This is a genomic window from Mesorhizobium sp. M7A.F.Ca.US.006.01.1.1 (assembly GCF_003997935.1).
GTDB lineage: Bacteria > Pseudomonadota > Alphaproteobacteria > Rhizobiales > Rhizobiaceae > Mesorhizobium.
In genome coordinates, this window is the sequence record NZ_RZQL01000046.1 from 1 (window position 1) to 15,572 (window position 15,572).

General features: G+C 64.0%; 15 protein-coding genes. 6 read left to right on the forward strand and 9 right to left on the reverse strand.

What is annotated here, in order from left to right; translation table 11 throughout:
• Both EN943_RS10825 and hisS read right to left on the reverse strand, forming a co-directional pair.
• Positions 1–458: ATP phosphoribosyltransferase regulatory subunit (locus tag EN943_RS10825; RefSeq protein WP_206522742.1), on the reverse strand; the 458-nt coding region annotated here is incomplete at its 3' end.
• 255 nt (positions 459–713) lie between these two features.
• Positions 714–2,216 carry a histidine--tRNA ligase gene (hisS, locus tag EN943_RS10835; protein ID WP_127412602.1) on the reverse strand — a complete coding sequence of 501 codons (1,503 nt, stop codon included), beginning with the start codon at positions 2,214–2,216 and terminating at the stop codon, positions 714–716.
• 226 nt (positions 2,217–2,442) lie between these two features.
• Between hisS and EN943_RS10840 the strand changes: the two genes are divergently transcribed.
• Positions 2,443–2,694 carry a hypothetical protein gene (locus EN943_RS10840; protein ID WP_127412603.1) on the forward strand — a complete coding sequence of 84 codons (252 nt, stop codon included), beginning with the start codon at positions 2,443–2,445 and terminating at the stop codon, positions 2,692–2,694.
• Positions 2,695–2,696: 2 nt separating this feature from the next.
• Here the strand turns inward: EN943_RS10840 and EN943_RS10845 are convergent, their stop codons facing one another.
• Complete coding sequence (locus tag EN943_RS10845) at positions 2,697–3,335, reverse strand: DNA-3-methyladenine glycosylase I (RefSeq protein ID WP_127412604.1); 639 nt, start codon at positions 3,333–3,335, stop codon at positions 2,697–2,699.
• Between the two features lie 214 nt (positions 3,336–3,549).
• On the opposite strand from EN943_RS10845, the gene EN943_RS10850 reads away from it, so the two are divergent.
• Both EN943_RS10850 and EN943_RS10855 read left to right on the forward strand, forming a co-directional pair.
• Entirely contained in the window at positions 3,550–4,290 is a 741-nt protein-coding gene (locus EN943_RS10850) for a L,D-transpeptidase (RefSeq protein ID WP_127412605.1), read from the forward strand.
• Positions 4,291–4,550: 260 nt separating this feature from the next.
• On the forward strand, positions 4,551–5,471 hold the full coding sequence (locus EN943_RS10855; protein ID WP_127412606.1) for a bifunctional 5,10-methylenetetrahydrofolate dehydrogenase/5,10-methenyltetrahydrofolate cyclohydrolase: 921 nt from the start codon (positions 4,551–4,553) through the stop codon (positions 5,469–5,471).
• Positions 5,472–5,637: 166 nt separating this feature from the next.
• Here EN943_RS10855 and glcF read toward each other — a convergent pair whose 3' ends face one another.
• The 4 genes from glcF to EN943_RS10875 form a co-directional block, all read right to left on the reverse strand.
• The gene (gene glcF, locus EN943_RS10860) at positions 5,638–6,963 is read right to left on the reverse strand and encodes a glycolate oxidase subunit GlcF (RefSeq protein WP_127412607.1); all 1,326 of its coding nucleotides are present in this window, start codon (positions 6,961–6,963) and stop codon (positions 5,638–5,640) included.
• Between the two features lie 11 nt (positions 6,964–6,974).
• Positions 6,975–8,180, reverse strand: a complete 1,206-nt coding sequence (glcE, locus tag EN943_RS10865; RefSeq protein WP_127412608.1) for a glycolate oxidase subunit GlcE — start codon at positions 8,178–8,180, stop codon at positions 6,975–6,977.
• A 223-nt stretch (positions 8,181–8,403) separates the two neighbouring features.
• Positions 8,404–9,900: an FAD-linked oxidase C-terminal domain-containing protein gene (locus tag EN943_RS10870; protein WP_023809027.1), complete on the reverse strand. Its 1,497-nt coding sequence runs from the start codon at positions 9,898–9,900 to the stop codon at positions 8,404–8,406.
• A 128-nt stretch (positions 9,901–10,028) separates the two neighbouring features.
• Positions 10,029–11,351, reverse strand: a complete 1,323-nt coding sequence (locus EN943_RS10875; protein ID WP_127412609.1) for a DUF3422 family protein — start codon at positions 11,349–11,351, stop codon at positions 10,029–10,031.
• Positions 11,352–11,565: 214 nt separating this feature from the next.
• Between EN943_RS10875 and EN943_RS10880 the strand changes: the two genes are divergently transcribed.
• The 3 genes from EN943_RS10880 to EN943_RS10890 are packed head-to-tail and all read left to right on the forward strand — an operon-like array spanning position 11,566 to position 14,342.
• The gene (locus tag EN943_RS10880) at positions 11,566–12,369 is read left to right on the forward strand and encodes an FCD domain-containing protein (protein WP_127412610.1); all 804 of its coding nucleotides are present in this window, start codon (positions 11,566–11,568) and stop codon (positions 12,367–12,369) included.
• 26 nt (positions 12,370–12,395) lie between these two features.
• On the forward strand, positions 12,396–13,532 hold the full coding sequence (locus tag EN943_RS10885) for an alpha-hydroxy acid oxidase (protein WP_127412611.1): 1,137 nt from the start codon (positions 12,396–12,398) through the stop codon (positions 13,530–13,532).
• A 36-nt stretch (positions 13,533–13,568) separates the two neighbouring features.
• Positions 13,569–14,342: a metallophosphoesterase gene (locus EN943_RS10890; protein WP_027035573.1), complete on the forward strand. Its 774-nt coding sequence runs from the start codon at positions 13,569–13,571 to the stop codon at positions 14,340–14,342.
• 39 nt (positions 14,343–14,381) lie between these two features.
• Here the strand turns inward: EN943_RS10890 and EN943_RS38800 are convergent, their stop codons facing one another.
• Together EN943_RS38800 and EN943_RS10900 are read right to left on the reverse strand one after the other, a co-directional pair.
• The gene (locus tag EN943_RS38800; protein WP_013893872.1) at positions 14,382–14,513 is read right to left on the reverse strand and encodes a hypothetical protein; all 132 of its coding nucleotides are present in this window, start codon (positions 14,511–14,513) and stop codon (positions 14,382–14,384) included.
• A gap of 289 nt (positions 14,514–14,802) precedes the next feature.
• Complete coding sequence (locus EN943_RS10900; protein WP_127412612.1) at positions 14,803–15,501, reverse strand: type 1 glutamine amidotransferase; 699 nt, start codon at positions 15,499–15,501, stop codon at positions 14,803–14,805.
• Positions 15,502–15,572: the final 71 nt, after the last annotated feature.

The following is a 15,572-nucleotide window of genomic DNA, read 5'->3' on the forward strand; positions in this document are numbered from 1 at the left end:
GCAGCTAGAACCGCCTCGAAAATGGTCTGGTCGCCGAGCGTGATCGCCAATGCCTGGCCGGGCAGCACCAACGACAGCAGCGCATGCGCGTCGGCCACCGAGCGGGCATCGGCTCCAGCGGTATCGCGGTCACCGAGATCCTCTATGCCGGCCTGGAAGAACTCGTTGCCGCCTTCGCGGCGCTGGCGAAACACCTCGCCCAGATAGGAATAACGGCGCGGCGTGCCGGCCTGCGAACTTATGTGATCAAGGCAGACCGGAATGGTGAATTCCGGCCGCAGGCACAGCGTCTGCCCGGTTTCGCTTTCGGTGAGGAAAATCCGGCGGCGCAGATCCTCGCCGGCCATGTCGAGGAACGGGTCCGCCGGCTGCAATATGGCGACTTCGACGGCGTGCGTGTTGCGGATGGCGAAGAGGTTGGTGATGTCGGTGGAGATGGCGGGGGTGCGGGAGGTCAATTTGCTGACCTCAGTTCTACACGACCCTCTGGTTCCAAACCAGAGGAGCCAGCGATCCGGGCGAAGGCCGGCGTTCCACGGCGCCCCCCTCTGCCCTGCCGGGCATCTCCCCCTCTAGTGGGGAGATCAGATGTCGGCTCGGCTTTCGCCAATCTCAAAGGTTGCAAGGAGAATGCCTTCGGCCAAGCTGCCAATCTCCCCCCTAGAGGGGGAGATATCCGGCAGGACAGAGGGGGGCGCCGTAGAACGCGGCCTCTACTTGCCACGCGCCCTCTCCTCGGCCTGCGCCGCCAAAATCTTCCTCACCTCGGCGACCAGTTCGCCCTCCGCCACCGTCACCTGCGCCGGGCGGGCGGCGCGCCATTCGGCGTTGTCGGTGATCTCGGCCGACATGCGCGCGCCTTCGATCAAATCCTTGATCTGGAGTTCACCCTTGGCGCGCTCATCGCCGCCCTGGATGATGGCGACCGGGCAGCCGCGCCGGTCGGCATATTTGAGCTGCGCCTTCATGCCGGCGCCGCCGAGATACATTTCGGAACGGATGCCGGCGGCGCGCAGCTCGCTCACCATCCTCTGGTAGCGGCCGAGGCTGTCGGTATCCTTGTCCATCACCAGCACGACGACCGGCGCGATCACGTCCGAGGCATCGAGCTTGCCGAGGTTCTTCAGCGCCGTCATCAGCCTGGAGACGCCGATGGAAAAGCCGGTCGCCGGCACCGGCTCGCCACGAAAGCGCGAGACCAGGCCATCATAGCGGCCGCCGCCGCCGACCGAACCGAAACGCACGATCTGGCCGTCTTCGTTGGGGATTTCGGCCAGAAGCTCGGCCTCGAAGACGGGACCGGTGTAGTATTCGAGGCCGCGCACGACCGAGCGGTCCATGGCGATACGGTCCTCGCCATATCCTGCCGCCCTGACCAGCGCTTCAATCGTGGCCAGTTCGCCGACGCCTTCCTGGTAGATGGCGTTCGAACTGACCATGGAATCCTGGCCGGCCTGTATGGTCCTCGCGGTCGCGAGAAGAACCGCCTCGGCTTGCCCGTTGTTCAACCCGGCGCCCTTGGCGAAGTCGCCCTCGCCCTCCTTGCCGCCATCCCAGCGGCCCGGGCCAAGCAAAAGCTTAACGCCTTCCGGCCCGAGCTTGTCCAGCTTGTCGATCGCGCGCAGCACAGTCAGCCGGCGGCCGGCATTCTCCTCGCCGCCGAGGCCGATCGCCTCCAGCACGCCGTCCAGCACCTTGCGGTTGTTGACGCGGATGACGTAATCGCCGCGCTTGATGCCCAGCGCTTCCATGACGTCGGCCATCATCATGGCCATCTCGGCGTCGGCGGCCACGCCCGGCGTCCCGATCGTGTCGGCGTCGAACTGCATGAACTGGCGGAAGCGGCCGGGGCCTGGCTTCTCGTTGCGGAACACCCAGCCGGAGCGATAGCTGCGGTAAGGCTTGGGCAGGCGCTCGTAATTCTCGGCGACGAAACGGGCCGTCGGCGCGGTCAGATCGTAGCGCAGCGACAGCCACTGGTCGTCGTCATCCTGGAAGGAGAACACGCCTTCGTTCGGCCGGTCCTGGTCGGGCAGGAATTTTCCCAGCGCGTCGGTGTATTCGATCAGCGGCTGGTCGGCCGGTTCGAAACCGTAAAGCTCATAGACCGAGCGGATCGTCGCCATCATCTTCTCGACGGCGCGGATGTCCTCGGCGCTGCGGTCGGCAAAACCGCGCGGCAGTCGCGCTTTCGTCTTTTCCGATTTGTCGGCCATGAGTGAGCATCCGGTGTTTCGTGGCGTTGCGTGATAGGAAATTTCCTATTCGGCAGCGCGCGTTTCCTAACTGATGCAGCCGGGAGCGGCAAGGGTCGGCACCCAGCACCACGCTCGAACCTCGCTGAAACAAAACGCAGCGAAAATGAAACAATCCCGCCATGGGTGCGGCATCGTGCCGACACAATCGCAAGAGATAAACGCGGGAAATGAGGGGTTCGCGGCCATGACCAGCACAGCAAGGTGCCACGCCATCGACAGCGATGCCGAATTGCCCGCACGCCTGCGCCCGGCCGACATCCATGCTCCGAAAATGGTCAGCCAGGCTGCCGGCCCGTTCGAAGTACCCGCCGAAACCGCCAAGGGCCCATCCATGCGCGACGCGTTGATGACCGGCCTGCTGGTGATCTATCCGACCGTGGCCACGGTGGTGGCGATCGTCGCCGGCCTGGTGCTGGCCAGCGCCAACGGCACCTGAGCCTATTTCGGCCGCCTAAAAGCCTTTCGCTGCTTCTCGACCTCTTTGCGGCAGACGCAGCCCTCGAGGTGATCGTTGACCAGGCCCATGGCCTGCATGAAGGCGTAGACCGTGGTCGGGCCGACAAAGCTCCAGCCGCGCTTCTTCAGCTCCTTCGAAATCTGCACCGAGACGGCCGTGGTCGGGTTGGCGCGCAGATGGGCGAGATCGACGATTTGCGGCCGCTCGTCCTTACCGGGTTCGAACTTCCAGAACCAGGCGGCCAGTGAGCCGAATTCGTCAGCCATTTCGCGGGCGCGCTTGGCGTTGTTGATGGTCGAGACGATCTTGCCGCGATGGCGGATGATGCCGGCATTGCCGAGCAGGCGCTCGACATCCTTGTCGGTGAAGGCGGCGACCTTGTCGAATTCGAAATTGGCGAAGGCTTCGCGAAAATTCTCCCGCTTGCGCAGAATGGTCAGCCACGACAGGCCCGACTGAAAGCCTTCCAGGCAGATCTTTTCGAACAGCCTGCGGTCCTCGGCCACAGGCCGGCCCCATTCATGATCGTGGTAGTGCAGATAGTCGGGCAGATTGCCGTGCCAGAAGCAGCGCGCGACACCGTCGGGACCGGCGAGCAGGCCGGTTTTTTCCTTGTCCATAAGCCAAAATCCGTTCGTTAACGCGCTTTGCGCGGCATTTACCGCGGCTTTACCAGATTCCTGAACCCGGCGGTAACCACAGCAAAAGGTTTACCGACAGTTCTGCATTTTACGCATTCCGATTCATGTTTCGGTTGCTGCTTGCGCGCCAATGATCGCCGAACCGGGAGGACGTTTCCACCCATTTTGTATCAGACGATCAAGGTGCGTTACGATGAAGACAGTTCTGTTCCCCGTGCTCGGCGCCGTGGCTGTGTTTGCCGCCGGCGTCACACCCTCAACCGCCGGCGACCGCTATGCCGACAGGCCGCCGGTGATGGTGAGCCCCGACCTTTCCGCACCCTGGGTGCTGCAGCTTGGCCATGCGCCCGGCATCGTGCGCCAGAACCGTCAGGTGGTGCAGCAGCAGCAGCGGCGCCTGCGCCCGGCACAGCCCGATCGGGTGCAGACGGCGGCGGTGCAGCCGCCGGCCAAGCGCATGGTCGCGCGTCCTCAGATCAACCCGATCTACCTGCCGCAGGAGGTCGACTATGACGGAGGCCAGAAGCCGGGCACGATCGTCATCGACACCACGCAGAATTTCCTCTTCCTGGTCGAAAAGAACGGCAAGGCGAGGCGCTATGGCGTCGGCACCGGCAAGCCAGGCTTCGAATGGTCGGGTACGCACAAGATCACCAACAAGCGCGAGTGGCCGGACTGGCGCCCGCCGGCGCAGATGATCAAGCGCGAAGCCGCCAAGGGCCGCTATTTGCCGACCTATCTTGCCGGCGGCATGGAGAACCCGCTTGGTGCCCGCGCGCTCTACCTCGGCACGACCGAATACCGCATCCACGGCACCAACCAGCCGTGGACGATCGGCGGCGCGGTGTCCTCAGGCTGCATCCGCATGCGCAATGAAGACGTCGTCGACCTCTATGAACGGGTCAATGTCGGAACCACGGTCGAGGTGATATAATAGTCTTGCGAATCACTTGGCCGGCAAAGCAGTCCGCTTTCGAGGCCAGTCTAAGGACAACGGGGGACGGGCCGTATGGGGATGCGGCCGGTCAGGAAGGGCAGCACGGGAAACCGCGCTGCCCTTTCCGTTTTTGAGCAGAAATCGAGGGCAGAAGGTCGCCCACGCGTCGCGCAACGGGCATAGCGGTTCGCTTTCATGCTGCCCTTTGCCGCATTCTTTTGCTATCTCGGTGGCAAGTTCCACAAAAGAGTTCACCCATGCCCCTGTCCCAAGACAGCCGTTATCTCAAGGGCGGCCCGGTAGCCCAGCGCATCATCGCCGCCGTTCGCGAGGACGCAGCGATCGCCAAAGCCGAGGGTTTTCCGCCCAAGCTGATCTCGATCACCGTCGGCGACACCGATGCGGTGGACGTTTATGTGCGCAACCAGCGCGCCAAGGCTGAGCTCGCCGGCATCGATTTCGAGGAGCGGCGCTTTCCCGCCACCATCACGGCAGGCGAGTTGGAAGCGGCCATCCACGGCCTGAATGCCGATCCGCGCGTCACCGGCATCATCATCCAGCGGCCGGTCCCAGTGCATATCCCGATCAGGACACTGCAGGCGGCGGTGCATCCACTGAAGGATGTCGAAGGCATGCATCCGGCCTCGATCGGCAACATCGTCTACAACCAGCTCGATCTCGCGCCTTGCACGGCGGCCGCTTCGGTCGAACTGCTCAAGGAAACCGGCCTCGACCTCAAGGGACTGGAAGTCGTCATCGTCGGCCATTCGGAAATCGTCGGCAAGCCGATCGCCTTCCTGTTGATGAGCGAAGGCGCGACGGTGACGGTCTGCCACCACATGACGCGATCGGTCGCCGCCCATGCAAGGCGTGCCGACGCGCTGTTCGTCGCCGTCGGCAAGCCGCGGCTGATCAAGGCCGACATGGTCAAGCCGGGTGCGGCCGTTATCGACATCGGCATCAATTCCGAAATCGGCCCCGACGGCTCAAGCCGCATCGTCGGCGACGTCGACACCGAAAGCGTGCGCGAGGTCGCTTCCTGGATCACCCCGGTGCCGGGCGGCGTCGGCCCGATCACGGTCGCCATCCTGCTGCGCAACACCATGGTCGCGCTCAGCCGCCAGCGTGCGCTTTATGAGGCGACTTACGGTACGGCCGACAGGCTCGCGGCCGAGTGAGGTAGGGCGGCGCCAGCCCCCTCACCCAGCCTCCGCTTCGCTCGGCTGACCTCCCTCCGAGGGGAGAGGAGACTTTCAGCGCCGGCGCCAACCTCTTCTCCCCAACGGGGAGAAGGTGGCCGCGAAGCGGCCGGATGAGGGGGGCCTCCTAGAGCCGCAACGCGACCTATTCCGCGGCGATCAGGCTTTCTTCCAGAACACCCTCCGGCTTCGGTCCGCCATAGGCCCAGTCGAGCAGCTTGATCGTGTGCACCACCGGCAGCTTCGCGGCGGAAGCGATCTGCGTGATGCAGCCGATGTTGCCGGTGGCGACGACCGAAGCCCCCGTCGCCTCGATGTTTTTCACCTTGCGGTCGCGCAGTTTTGCCGAGATCTCGGACTGCAGGATGTTGTAGGTGCCGGCGGAGCCGCAGCAGAGATGCCCTTCACGCGGTTCGCGCACGATGAAGCCGGCCTTGGCCAGCAATTCCTTCGGCTGGCGGGTGATCTTCTGGCCGTGCTGCATCGAGCAGGCCGAGTGATAGGCGACGACCGTGCCAGGTTTGCGCGACGGTTCAGGCAGATCGAGGGTCGAGAGATATTCGGTGATGTCCTTGGCCAGTGCCGAGACACGCGCGGCCTTGTCGGCATAGGCCGGGTCGAGCCGCAGCATGAAGCCGTAATCCTTGATCGTCGTGCCGCAGCCGGATGCTGTGATGACGATGGCATCGAGCCCGCCTTGTTCGATGGCGCGCGTCCAGGCATCGACATTCTGCCTAGCAGAGGCAAGCGCGGCCTGCTCGCGCCCCATATGATGGACCAGCGCCCCGCAGCAGCCATCGCCCGGCGGGATCACGACCTCGACACCGAGCCGCGTCAGCAGCGAAATCGTGGTGTCGTTGATGGCGGGATCGAGCACCGACTGCGCGCAGCCGGTGAGGATGGCGACGCGGCCTCTTTTGGTCCCCTGCCCGGCATGGATGCCTGGCGAGCCCATCGGCGAAGCTGCCGGGATCGACGCCGGCGCAAGCTTGAGCATCGCACTGAGCGGCTTCAGCGCCGAAACCTTGTCGAACAAGCCTATGAACGGCTTGCCCAGCTTCGCCAACTTGAGCGCGACGCGAAAGCGCGCGGGATAGGGCAGTACGAAGGCCAGCATGGCGCGGGTCAGGCGGTCGAGCAGCGGCCGCTTGTAGGTCTCCTGGATATGGGCGCGGGCATGGTCGACCAGATGCATGTAGTTGACGCCCGACGGGCAGGTGGTCATGCAGGCAAGGCACGACAGGCAGCGATCGATATGGGTGACGATCTCTTTGTCGGCCGGACGGCCGTTTTCCAGCATGTCCTTGATCAGGTAGATGCGCCCGCGCGGTGAATCGAGCTCGTTGCCGAGCGTCACATAGGTCGGGCACGTCGCGGTGCAGAAGCCGCAATGCACGCATTTGCGCAGGATCTTTTCCGATTCCGCGACATGCGGATCGGCAAGCTGGGCAAGCGAAAAATTTGTCTGCATCGCGTTGGATCCTAGGCCATGCGGCCGGGATTGAGGATGTTCTTGGGGTCGAATTCCTGTTTCAGGCGCGCCGCCAATGCGGCAAGTGCGGGCGGCTGCGGCTCGAACACCGGCACAGCAGCACGATGCGAGGGTGCGGCGCGCACCAGCGTCGCATGGCCGCCGCCATGTTTCCTCAACAGGCCGCGCAGCAGGGCGGCTTCCGGGTCGCCCTCTTCCATGCGCAGCCACACCAGCCCGCCCTGCCAGTCGTAGTAGGCGCTGACGGCGGCCTGCATGCGCAGCGTCAGAACCATCTGGTGGCCCTCTCCCGGCGTCATCGAGACACGCCAGACCGGCTTCTCGCTGCCGTCGGCGAAGGGCCTGCAATCGCGCACATCGCGCCAGATCAGCGATGAAGCCTCGCCGGCAATCTCCCGCAGCGGCCCGGCCTTGCCGAGCAGCGTTTTCAGCGCGGCGATGCGGTAGGCGACCGACGGGCCGAAGCCCTCGACCCGCAGCAGCGTTGCCGCCTCGCTGCCGAGCATGCCGCCGGCGACGCGCGCGGCGATCCGCTCCGGCAGGTGGGCGGCACTCGACACTTCAGCACTCGAACCGAGCGCCATGGCCATGGCGGCGGCAGCCGCATCGTCGAGCAGGCCACGGATGGCGAGCGTGACTTCGGTCTCGGCTGCCGGCAGCACCTTGAAGGTGACGTCGGTGAACACGGCCAGCGTGCCCCAGCTGTTGGCCATCAGTTTTGACATGTCATAGCCGGTGACATTCTTGACCACGCGGCCGCCCGACTTGAAGGCCTCGCCACGGCCGGACACCACATTGATGCCCAGGACATGATCGCGCGCCGCGCCTGCCTTGAGCCGGCGCGGACCGGAAAGGTTCGCGGCGAGCACGCCGCCGATCGTGCCTTTGCCCGGTTCGCCACCAAGCAGCGGACCGTAATCCATCGGCTCGAAAGCAAGTTGCTGGCCATTTTCCGCCAGCAGCTTTTCGATCTCGGCCAGCGGTGTGCCTGCCTTGGCCGACAGCACCAGTTCAGCCGGTTCATAGAGCGTGACGCCAGAGAGTTTCGACAGGTCGAGCGTGTGTTCGGTTTGCAGCGGCCGGCCGATGCCACGCTTGGAGCCGTGGCCAAGGATTTCCAGTGGCGAGCCTTCCGCCGCTGCCCAGGCGACGGTGGAGAGGACTTCGGATGGGGTGGTCGGGGTGAAGGTGGTCATGAAGAGACCGCGCCAGATGCGAGTTCGGATATGCCGAGTTCCCTGGCGCCCCCCTCTGTCCTGCCGGACATCTCCCCCTCAAGGGGGGAGATCAGATGTCGCATATGGCTTCGCCAATCTTCAATGATGACGGAAGGGCGAGGCGCGCAAGCTGCCAATCTCTCCCCTTGAGGGGGAGATGTCCGGCAGGACAGAGGGGGGTGTTCACGCGCCGTCATCACCCTCAAAACCTCGGAATGTCCGGAAACGGCAGCTTGCCGCCGGAAATATGCATCCGCCCAAGCTCGGCGCATCGCCGCAGCTGCGGGAACACCTTTCCCGGGTTGAGCAGATGGTTGGGATCGAAGGCGCATTTGACCCGCATCTGCTGGTCAAGATCGATCTGGGTGAACATTTCCGGCATCAGGTCGCGTTTTTCCACGCCCACACCGTGTTCGCCGGTCAACACGCCGCCGACCTTGACGCAGAGCCGCAATATGTCGGCGCCGAAGCTTTCGGCCTTGTCGAGTTCGCCCGGTACGTTGGCATCGTAGAGGATCAGCGGATGCAGATTGCCGTCGCCGGCATGAAAGACATTGGCGACGCCGAGACCGTATTTTTCCGACAGCTCGCGCATGCCGGCGAGCACGCGCGGCAGCTCCTTGCGCGGGATGGTGCCGTCCATGCAGTAGTAATCGGGCGAGATGCGGCCGACCGCCGGAAACGCCGCCTTGCGGCCAGCCCAGAAGCTCAGCCGTTCCTGTTCGGACTGCGAGATGCGGCAGGTCGTCGAGCCGTTCTTGTAGGCGATCGCCTCGACCAGCCCGATCAGATGATCGACTTCGACGCCGGGGCCGTCGAGCTCGACGATCAGCAGCGCCTCGACATCGAGGGGATAGCCGGCATGAACGAAATCTTCCGCCGCATGGATCGCCGGCCGGTCCATCATCTCCATGCCGCCCGGGATGATGCCGGCGCCGATGATGTCGGCAACGCACTGGCCGCCCTGCTCGCTGGTCGGGAAGCCGATCAGCAGTGCACGTGCCGTCTCCGGCTTCTTCAGGATGCGCACGGTGACCTCGGTGACGACGCCGAGCAGCCCTTCGGAGCCGGTCATGACGCCGAGCAGGTCGTAGCCTTCCGCATCGAGGTGACTGCCGCCCAGCCGCACCACCTCGCCATTCATCAGCACCATCTCGATGCCGAGCACATTGTTGGCTGTGAGGCCGTATTTCAGACAGTGCACGCCGCCGGAATTCTCCGCGACATTGCCGCCGATCGAGCAGGCGATCTGGGAGGATGGATCGGGGGCGTAGTAAAAGCCCTCCTGCTCGACGGCGGTGGTGATGCCGAGATTGGTGACGCCCGGCTGGGCAACGACGACGCGATTGGGAAAATCAATCCCGAGGATACGGTTGAAACGGCTCATGACCAGCAGCACCGCGTCCTCGAGCGGCAGCGCCCCGCCCGACAGCGAGGTGCCGGAGCCGCGCGGCACAACGCGGATGTTGCGATCGTTGCAGTATTTCAGCACGCGCGAAACCTGCGCCACGGTTTGCGGCAGCACGACAACCAGCGGCAGCTGCCGATAGGCGGTCAGGCCGTCGCTCTCGAAGGCACGCATGGAATTGGCGGCGTCGACGACGCCCTCACCCGGCACGATGATGCGCATGTCGGCGACGATCTCGTCGCGCCGGCGCATCGTGGCGTCGTCTGGTTTCGGCATGGCCAAGCCGGACATCAACAGCCTCATTTCGCTTGACTGGTCAAAATCTTTTACCAGTGAAGCGCGTTGGGTGCAAATCCTGTGATGGCGGCGAATCCAACTTCAAGGCGGAGACAGGCTTACGCAGCGGCAATCTGCCGCTGCTATTCGCCGGGCGGCTTGCCGGGTTCGGAGTGCATCTTGCGCACGCGGCGTACGCCCCACCAGACCAGCAGGATGGCGACAGGCACCGAAGCAGCGGTAATGATCTCCGGCGCGAAGGCATGGCCGAAGATCGAGGCGCCCTTGGCGACATAGCCGACAAGGCCGACCACATAATAGGAGACGGCGGCGACCGAGAGCCCCTCGACGGTCTGCTGCAGGCGCAGTTGCAGGCGGGCGCGGTTGTTCATCGAGGCAAGCAGGTCGCGGTTCTGCTTCTCGACCTCGACATCGACCCAGGTGCGCAGCAGCGTCGTGGCGCGGGTCAGTTTTCGCGATAGATTTTCCTGCCGCTCCTCGACCGAGCGGCAGGTGCGCATTGCGGGTGCCACCCGGCGCTGCAGGAACCCGCGCCATGTGTCATAGCCGGGCACAGCCTCTTCCTCGAGCGCCTCCAGCCGTTCGCCGACGATGCCGTCATAGGCGCGGCTGGCGCCGAAACGGTAAAGGCTCGACGCCGCGTCCGCCTCCAGCTCCGCCGCAAGTTCGGTCAGATCGGCCAGCAAGGTCTGGCTGTCGCGGGTCTCGGTGACCTTCATCTCCAGCGTGGTCTGCGCCAGCCGATCCTCGATGCGGCGGGCGCGGCCGGACAAGGTCAACGCCAGCGGCAGGCCGAGCATGGCCAGCGTCCGATAGGTTTCGATGTCGATAAGCCGCTGCGCCAACGCGCCGGTGCGCGCCGGGGTCAAGCCGCGATCGAGCACCAGCATGCGCGTCAGGCCATCGCCATCCTGGCGAAAATCGGTGACGATGGCGGCGTTTCCGCGCTCGACCAGCGAGTAGCACAGGCTGGTCGGATCGAAACCGGCTATCAGCTGCTCGCTTGCTTGCGTCCATTTGCGGATTTCGAGCCTGATGCCGGAGATGCAGGTTCCCGGCGGCGAAAACCCGTTGCCGAAGGGTGAGTCCTCCTGCGTCCTGCCGCTTTCGGAAAGCGGCCCTTCCCACAAATAGGTCGAGAATTCGGTGTGCCGCTCCCAGCGCAGCGAGCCCTTGCCCCATTTCATGGCATGGTGGCGGGCCTGGCGGTCGGGCGCGGCGATGCCGAGGCGCCGCGACAGTTCGGAAAGCACCGCGTGGTCGACGCCGGAGCCACCCTCCGTCATGAAGGCGAGTTGCATCAGGACGCGTGGCTTTTCGATCAGCGGATGCGGCCGGGCATGAACCTCGCCGAGTGCGCCGGGCCGGCCCTCATGCGCGGGAAAGCCCATGACGCTGCCCTTGGCGCGCGGCTGGAATTCGAGATCGGACGGGTCGTCTGACACGGCTTGTTCCCCGGGTTTTCTTGAACCCTCTTGTGAACCCTCTTGCACTCGCGTCCCTCTAGTGCCAATGGCCTGATGACGCAAACAGCAAAGTTAGCCGAAGATGACGGCATCGGGCGGAAAATCGGCCCGCTTTTGTCAATTGGATAAATAATTTGACCAGTTGGCGAGGCAGGTTCTATTCTGGGACTCCGGTTCACCTTCAGGCATTCTGTTGAGCGACATTTTTTCCAGGATCGAGCATTCGCGCACCGCCGACGAGGTGGTGCAGCAAATCGAGAGCCTCATCCTCGAAGGCGTGCTGCGCACCGGCGACCGGCTGCCGGGCGAGCGCGAGCTTGCACGCCAGTTCGACGTATCCCGGCCGATCCTGCGTGACGCCCTGAAGGCACTGGAAGGACGCGGCCTTTTGACGACAAGACCCGGTGGCGGCACGCATGTCGCCGATGTCATCGGCCAGCTCTTCACCAAACCGGTGACGGACCTGATTTCGATGCACCGCAAGGCAGTGACCGATTATCTGGAATACCGCCGCGAGATCGAAGGGGTCGCGGCTGAATACGCGGCACGGCGCGCCACTGCGGACGACTTGGCGCTGCTCGACAAGATCATGGCACGCATGGACGATGCGCACCGGACCGGCGACTTCGACGACGAGGCCGAGATCGATGTCGAGTTCCACCACGCGATCTGCGAATGCGCGCACAACATCATCCTTTTGCACACGCTGCGCTCCTGCTATCGGCTGTTGTCGGAGGGCGTGTTCCAGAACCGGCTGCTGGTGTTCACCGTGCCCGGCGCGCGCGACGCCCTGCTCGCGCAGCACCGCGCGATCCATGCGGCGGTGAAGGCCGGCGACCCGGCCACCGCCCGGCAAGCGGCGATGGACCACATCACCTATGTCGAACGGTCGATGGCGGAGGCCGAGCGCAGCGGCGACTGGCAGCGCGTCTCGCGGCTGAGGTTGAAGCAGCGCGTTGACGCCACCGATACAGAACCTGCACGCAAACGCTCCTAGCTATCAGCTATCGAAACGGGAAGTCCATGAGCCAGATCCTGACCATCGCCGACCTCAAGGACCTCGCACGCCGGCGCGTGCCGAAGATGTTCTTCGACTATGCCGATTCCGGTTCGTGGACCGAAAGCACGTATCGGGCCAACGAAGAGGATTTTCAGAAGATCAAGTTCCGCCAGCGCGTCCTCGTCGACATGGACAACCGTTCGCTGGCATCGACGATGATCGGCGAAAAAGTGTCGATGCCGGTGGCATTGGCGCCAACCGGCATGACCGGCATGCAGCACGCCAATGGCGAGATGCTGGCGGCGCAGGCGGCGGAGGAATTCGGCGTGCCGTTTACCTTGTCGACGATGAGCATCTGCTCGATCGAGGATGTCGCCTCGGTAACCACGAAGCCGTTCTGGTTTCAGCTCTATGTGCTGCGTGACAAGGATTTCGTGCTCAACCTGATCGACAGGGCAAAGGCGGCGAAGTGCTCGGCGCTCGTGCTGACGCTCGACCTGCAGATCCTCGGTCAGCGCCACAAGGACATCCGCAACGGGCTTTCGGCGCCACCCAAGCTGACGCTGACGAACATCGTCGACATGGCCATCCGCCCGCGCTGGTGCGCCGCCATGGCCGGCACGAAGCGGCGGACCTTCCGCAACATTGTCGGCCACGCCAGGGGCGTCGGCAACATGGCCTCGCTGGCATCGTGGACGACGGAGCAGTTCGACCTGCATCTGTCGTGGAAGGACGTCGCCTGGATCAAGGAGCGCTGGGGCGGCAAGCTGATCCTCAAGGGCATTCTCGACAAGGAGGACGCGCTGATGGCGGCCAAGACCGGCGCCGACGCGATCATCGTTTCCAACCATGGCGGGCGCCAGCTCGATGGTGCGTCGTCATCGATCGGCGTGCTGGAAGAGATTGCCGACGCGGTCGGCGACACGATCGAAGTGCATATGGATGGCGGCATCCGCTCCGGCCAGGACGTGCTGAAGGCGCTTTGCCTCGGTGCCAAGGGAACCTATATCGGCCGGCCATTTCTTTACGGCCTAGGGGCGCTTGGCAAGGAAGGGGTTACCAAGGCGTTGGAAATCATCCGCAAGGAGATGGACATCACGCTGGCGCTGTGCGGAAAGCGTCTTGTCACCGACATGGGCAAGGACCAGCTCCGGCGCTAGGTCCCGTGACCGCCTGACCACGGAGACATCGAAAAATTGGCAGAACCCGGCATCCATTTTCTCGACGCGCATGGGCCGGAAGGTGTGCGTCTTTACGCGATCGGCGATGTCCACGGCCGGCTCGACCTGCTGGCCGCCATGCATGGGCGCATCAGGGCCGAGATCGAGCAGGAGGCGCCTGCCGACTGGCGTGTCATCCATCTTGGCGACTATGTCGACCGCGGGCCGGACTCAAAGGGCGTCATCGATTTCCTGATCGAAGCGCGAGGGCGCGACCCGCGAAATTTGATGCTGGCCGGCAACCACGACATCGGTTTTCTCGATTTTCTCAAAACCCCTGACCCGGAAGGGCTCTTCATCCGGTTCGGCGGTATCCAGACGGCACAGTCGTACGGCGTGGCGATCAGTGAAGGCACAAGCGTGTGGTTCGGCAAGGCCGAATCGGCCGTGCGCAAAGGACATCAGGCCCTGGTCGAGGCCGTGCCGCAAAGCCACATCGACTTCCTGCGATCGCTGCCGTTCTCCGTGACTTTCGGGGACTTCTTCTTCTGCCATGCCGGCATCAGGCCGGGTAATCCTCTGGAGAAGCAAAACCCACAGGACCTGATCTGGATCCGCGACGTGTTCCACAACCACCCCGACCTCTATCCGAAGATCGTGGTGCACGGCCACACGCCGGTGCCAGAGGCGGAAGTGATGGCCAACCGCGTCAATGTCGACACGCTTGCCTGGCAATCAGGCATGCTGAGCGCGCTCGTCGTCGACGGCGCGGACAAACGCATCCTGACAATGACGATCAAGGAAGCTTGAGCGTCGCGCGTTGGAGGACGCGAAAGACGCTTCCCGCTTTTAGCGCAACGAGGCGGTGACGCCGTAACCGTCGACGGCGTTGTGGTTGTTGGCTGCGTCGGCGGCATAGATGCCGAGACCGCACAGCACGATGGCGGACAACATGGCAAAGGACAGAAGCGCTGCTTTCACGGAGGTCATCTCTTGTTGAGCTTTCTGCATCTGTGCACCAGGCGGTTACCAATGCGTTGAAACGGAGAATTCGCTTCAAAGTTTCGACGATTTTGCGCTTCTAGGCATGTTCTGTATCAACGGTGTGTCGCGCGGGTCACACAAAAGGTTCATAGCCGTTGCACAGAAGATGCAGAGCGCGCGCCTTCTAGGATGGCGGGCGGACACAAGCCAAGAATGAAACGGTTTTCCCCAGGCGGTTTCACCGCCGCGTGCCAATTATGTCACGCCGGAGGGCAACCGAGGATGCTCAGATGGTCGCTACCCAGGCACGAGCTATGGCCAGGCCAGCGGCATCCGCGTCGGGCCCGTTGCGGGCCATTTCGCCATCGAGCTTGCCGGCCCAGTCGGGATGGCGCGCGGCGATGGTCGGGGCAAAGGATGTGCTCCAGTCCTTGACCATCGGCCGGTCGGCCTCGAAGTGGAACTGGAAACCGTAGACGGCGCGGCCGACGCGAAATGCCTGGTTCTCGGCGACATCGTTGCCGGCGAGCCGCACGGCGGCCTCGGGCAGCACGAAGGTGTCGTCATGCCACTGGAAGATCGGGAATTTCTCCGGCAGCGCGCCCAGCACTGGATCGGCCTTGGCGTCCGCCGTCAGCGATACGCCGCGCCAACCGAACTCATTGGCGCCACCGATGCGGTTTTCGCCGCCGAAGGCACGGGCAACGAGCTGGCTGCCGAGGCAGATGCCGAGCACGGCGCGATCCTTGTCGGCAAAGTCGCGGGTCAGTTCGAGCAGTGCCGGGAAATAGGGGTACTCATCGTCGGCCAGCGCATTCTGGCCCCCGCCAAGCACCACCATGGCATCATGCCCGGCCGCGTCATCCGGCAGGGGATCGCCTTTGTAAGGGAGACGCAGGTCGAGATCGGCACCCGCTTCCGCAAGTGCCGCGCCGACTTGGCCGAGGCCGGTATTGTCGTAGTTCTGGACCACCAGCACCCGCATCACAAAATCCTGCTGACATGAAAAAGATGCGACGAGCGATATCATGCCGCTCGCATTGCAGCCAAGATGGG

Bases quoted from the DNA above. Each gene is read 5' to 3' on its own strand.
- EN943_RS10885 (WP_127412611.1), top strand. From the start codon at position 12,396: ATGAGCCAGATCCTGACCATCGCCGACCTCAAGGACCTCGCACGCCGG.
- EN943_RS10855 (WP_127412606.1), top strand. From the start codon at position 4,551: ATGCCCCTGTCCCAAGACAGCCGTTATCTCAAGGGCGGCCCGGTAGCC.
- hisS (WP_127412602.1), bottom strand. From the start codon at position 2,216: ATGGCCGACAAATCGGAAAAGACGAAAGCGCGACTGCCGCGCGGTTTT.
- EN943_RS10900 (WP_127412612.1), bottom strand. From the start codon at position 15,501: ATGCGGGTGCTGGTGGTCCAGAACTACGACAATACCGGCCTCGGCCAA.
- EN943_RS10845 (WP_127412604.1), bottom strand. From the start codon at position 3,335: ATGGACAAGGAAAAAACCGGCCTGCTCGCCGGTCCCGACGGTGTCGCG.
- EN943_RS10850 (WP_127412605.1), top strand. From the start codon at position 3,550: ATGAAGACAGTTCTGTTCCCCGTGCTCGGCGCCGTGGCTGTGTTTGCC.
- EN943_RS10870 (WP_023809027.1), bottom strand. From the start codon at position 9,900: ATGTCCGGCTTGGCCATGCCGAAACCAGACGACGCCACGATGCGCCGG.
- glcF (WP_127412607.1), bottom strand. From the start codon at position 6,963: ATGCAGACAAATTTTTCGCTTGCCCAGCTTGCCGATCCGCATGTCGCG.
- EN943_RS10840 (WP_127412603.1), top strand. From the start codon at position 2,443: ATGACCAGCACAGCAAGGTGCCACGCCATCGACAGCGATGCCGAATTG.
- glcE (WP_127412608.1), bottom strand. From the start codon at position 8,180: ATGACCACCTTCACCCCGACCACCCCATCCGAAGTCCTCTCCACCGTC.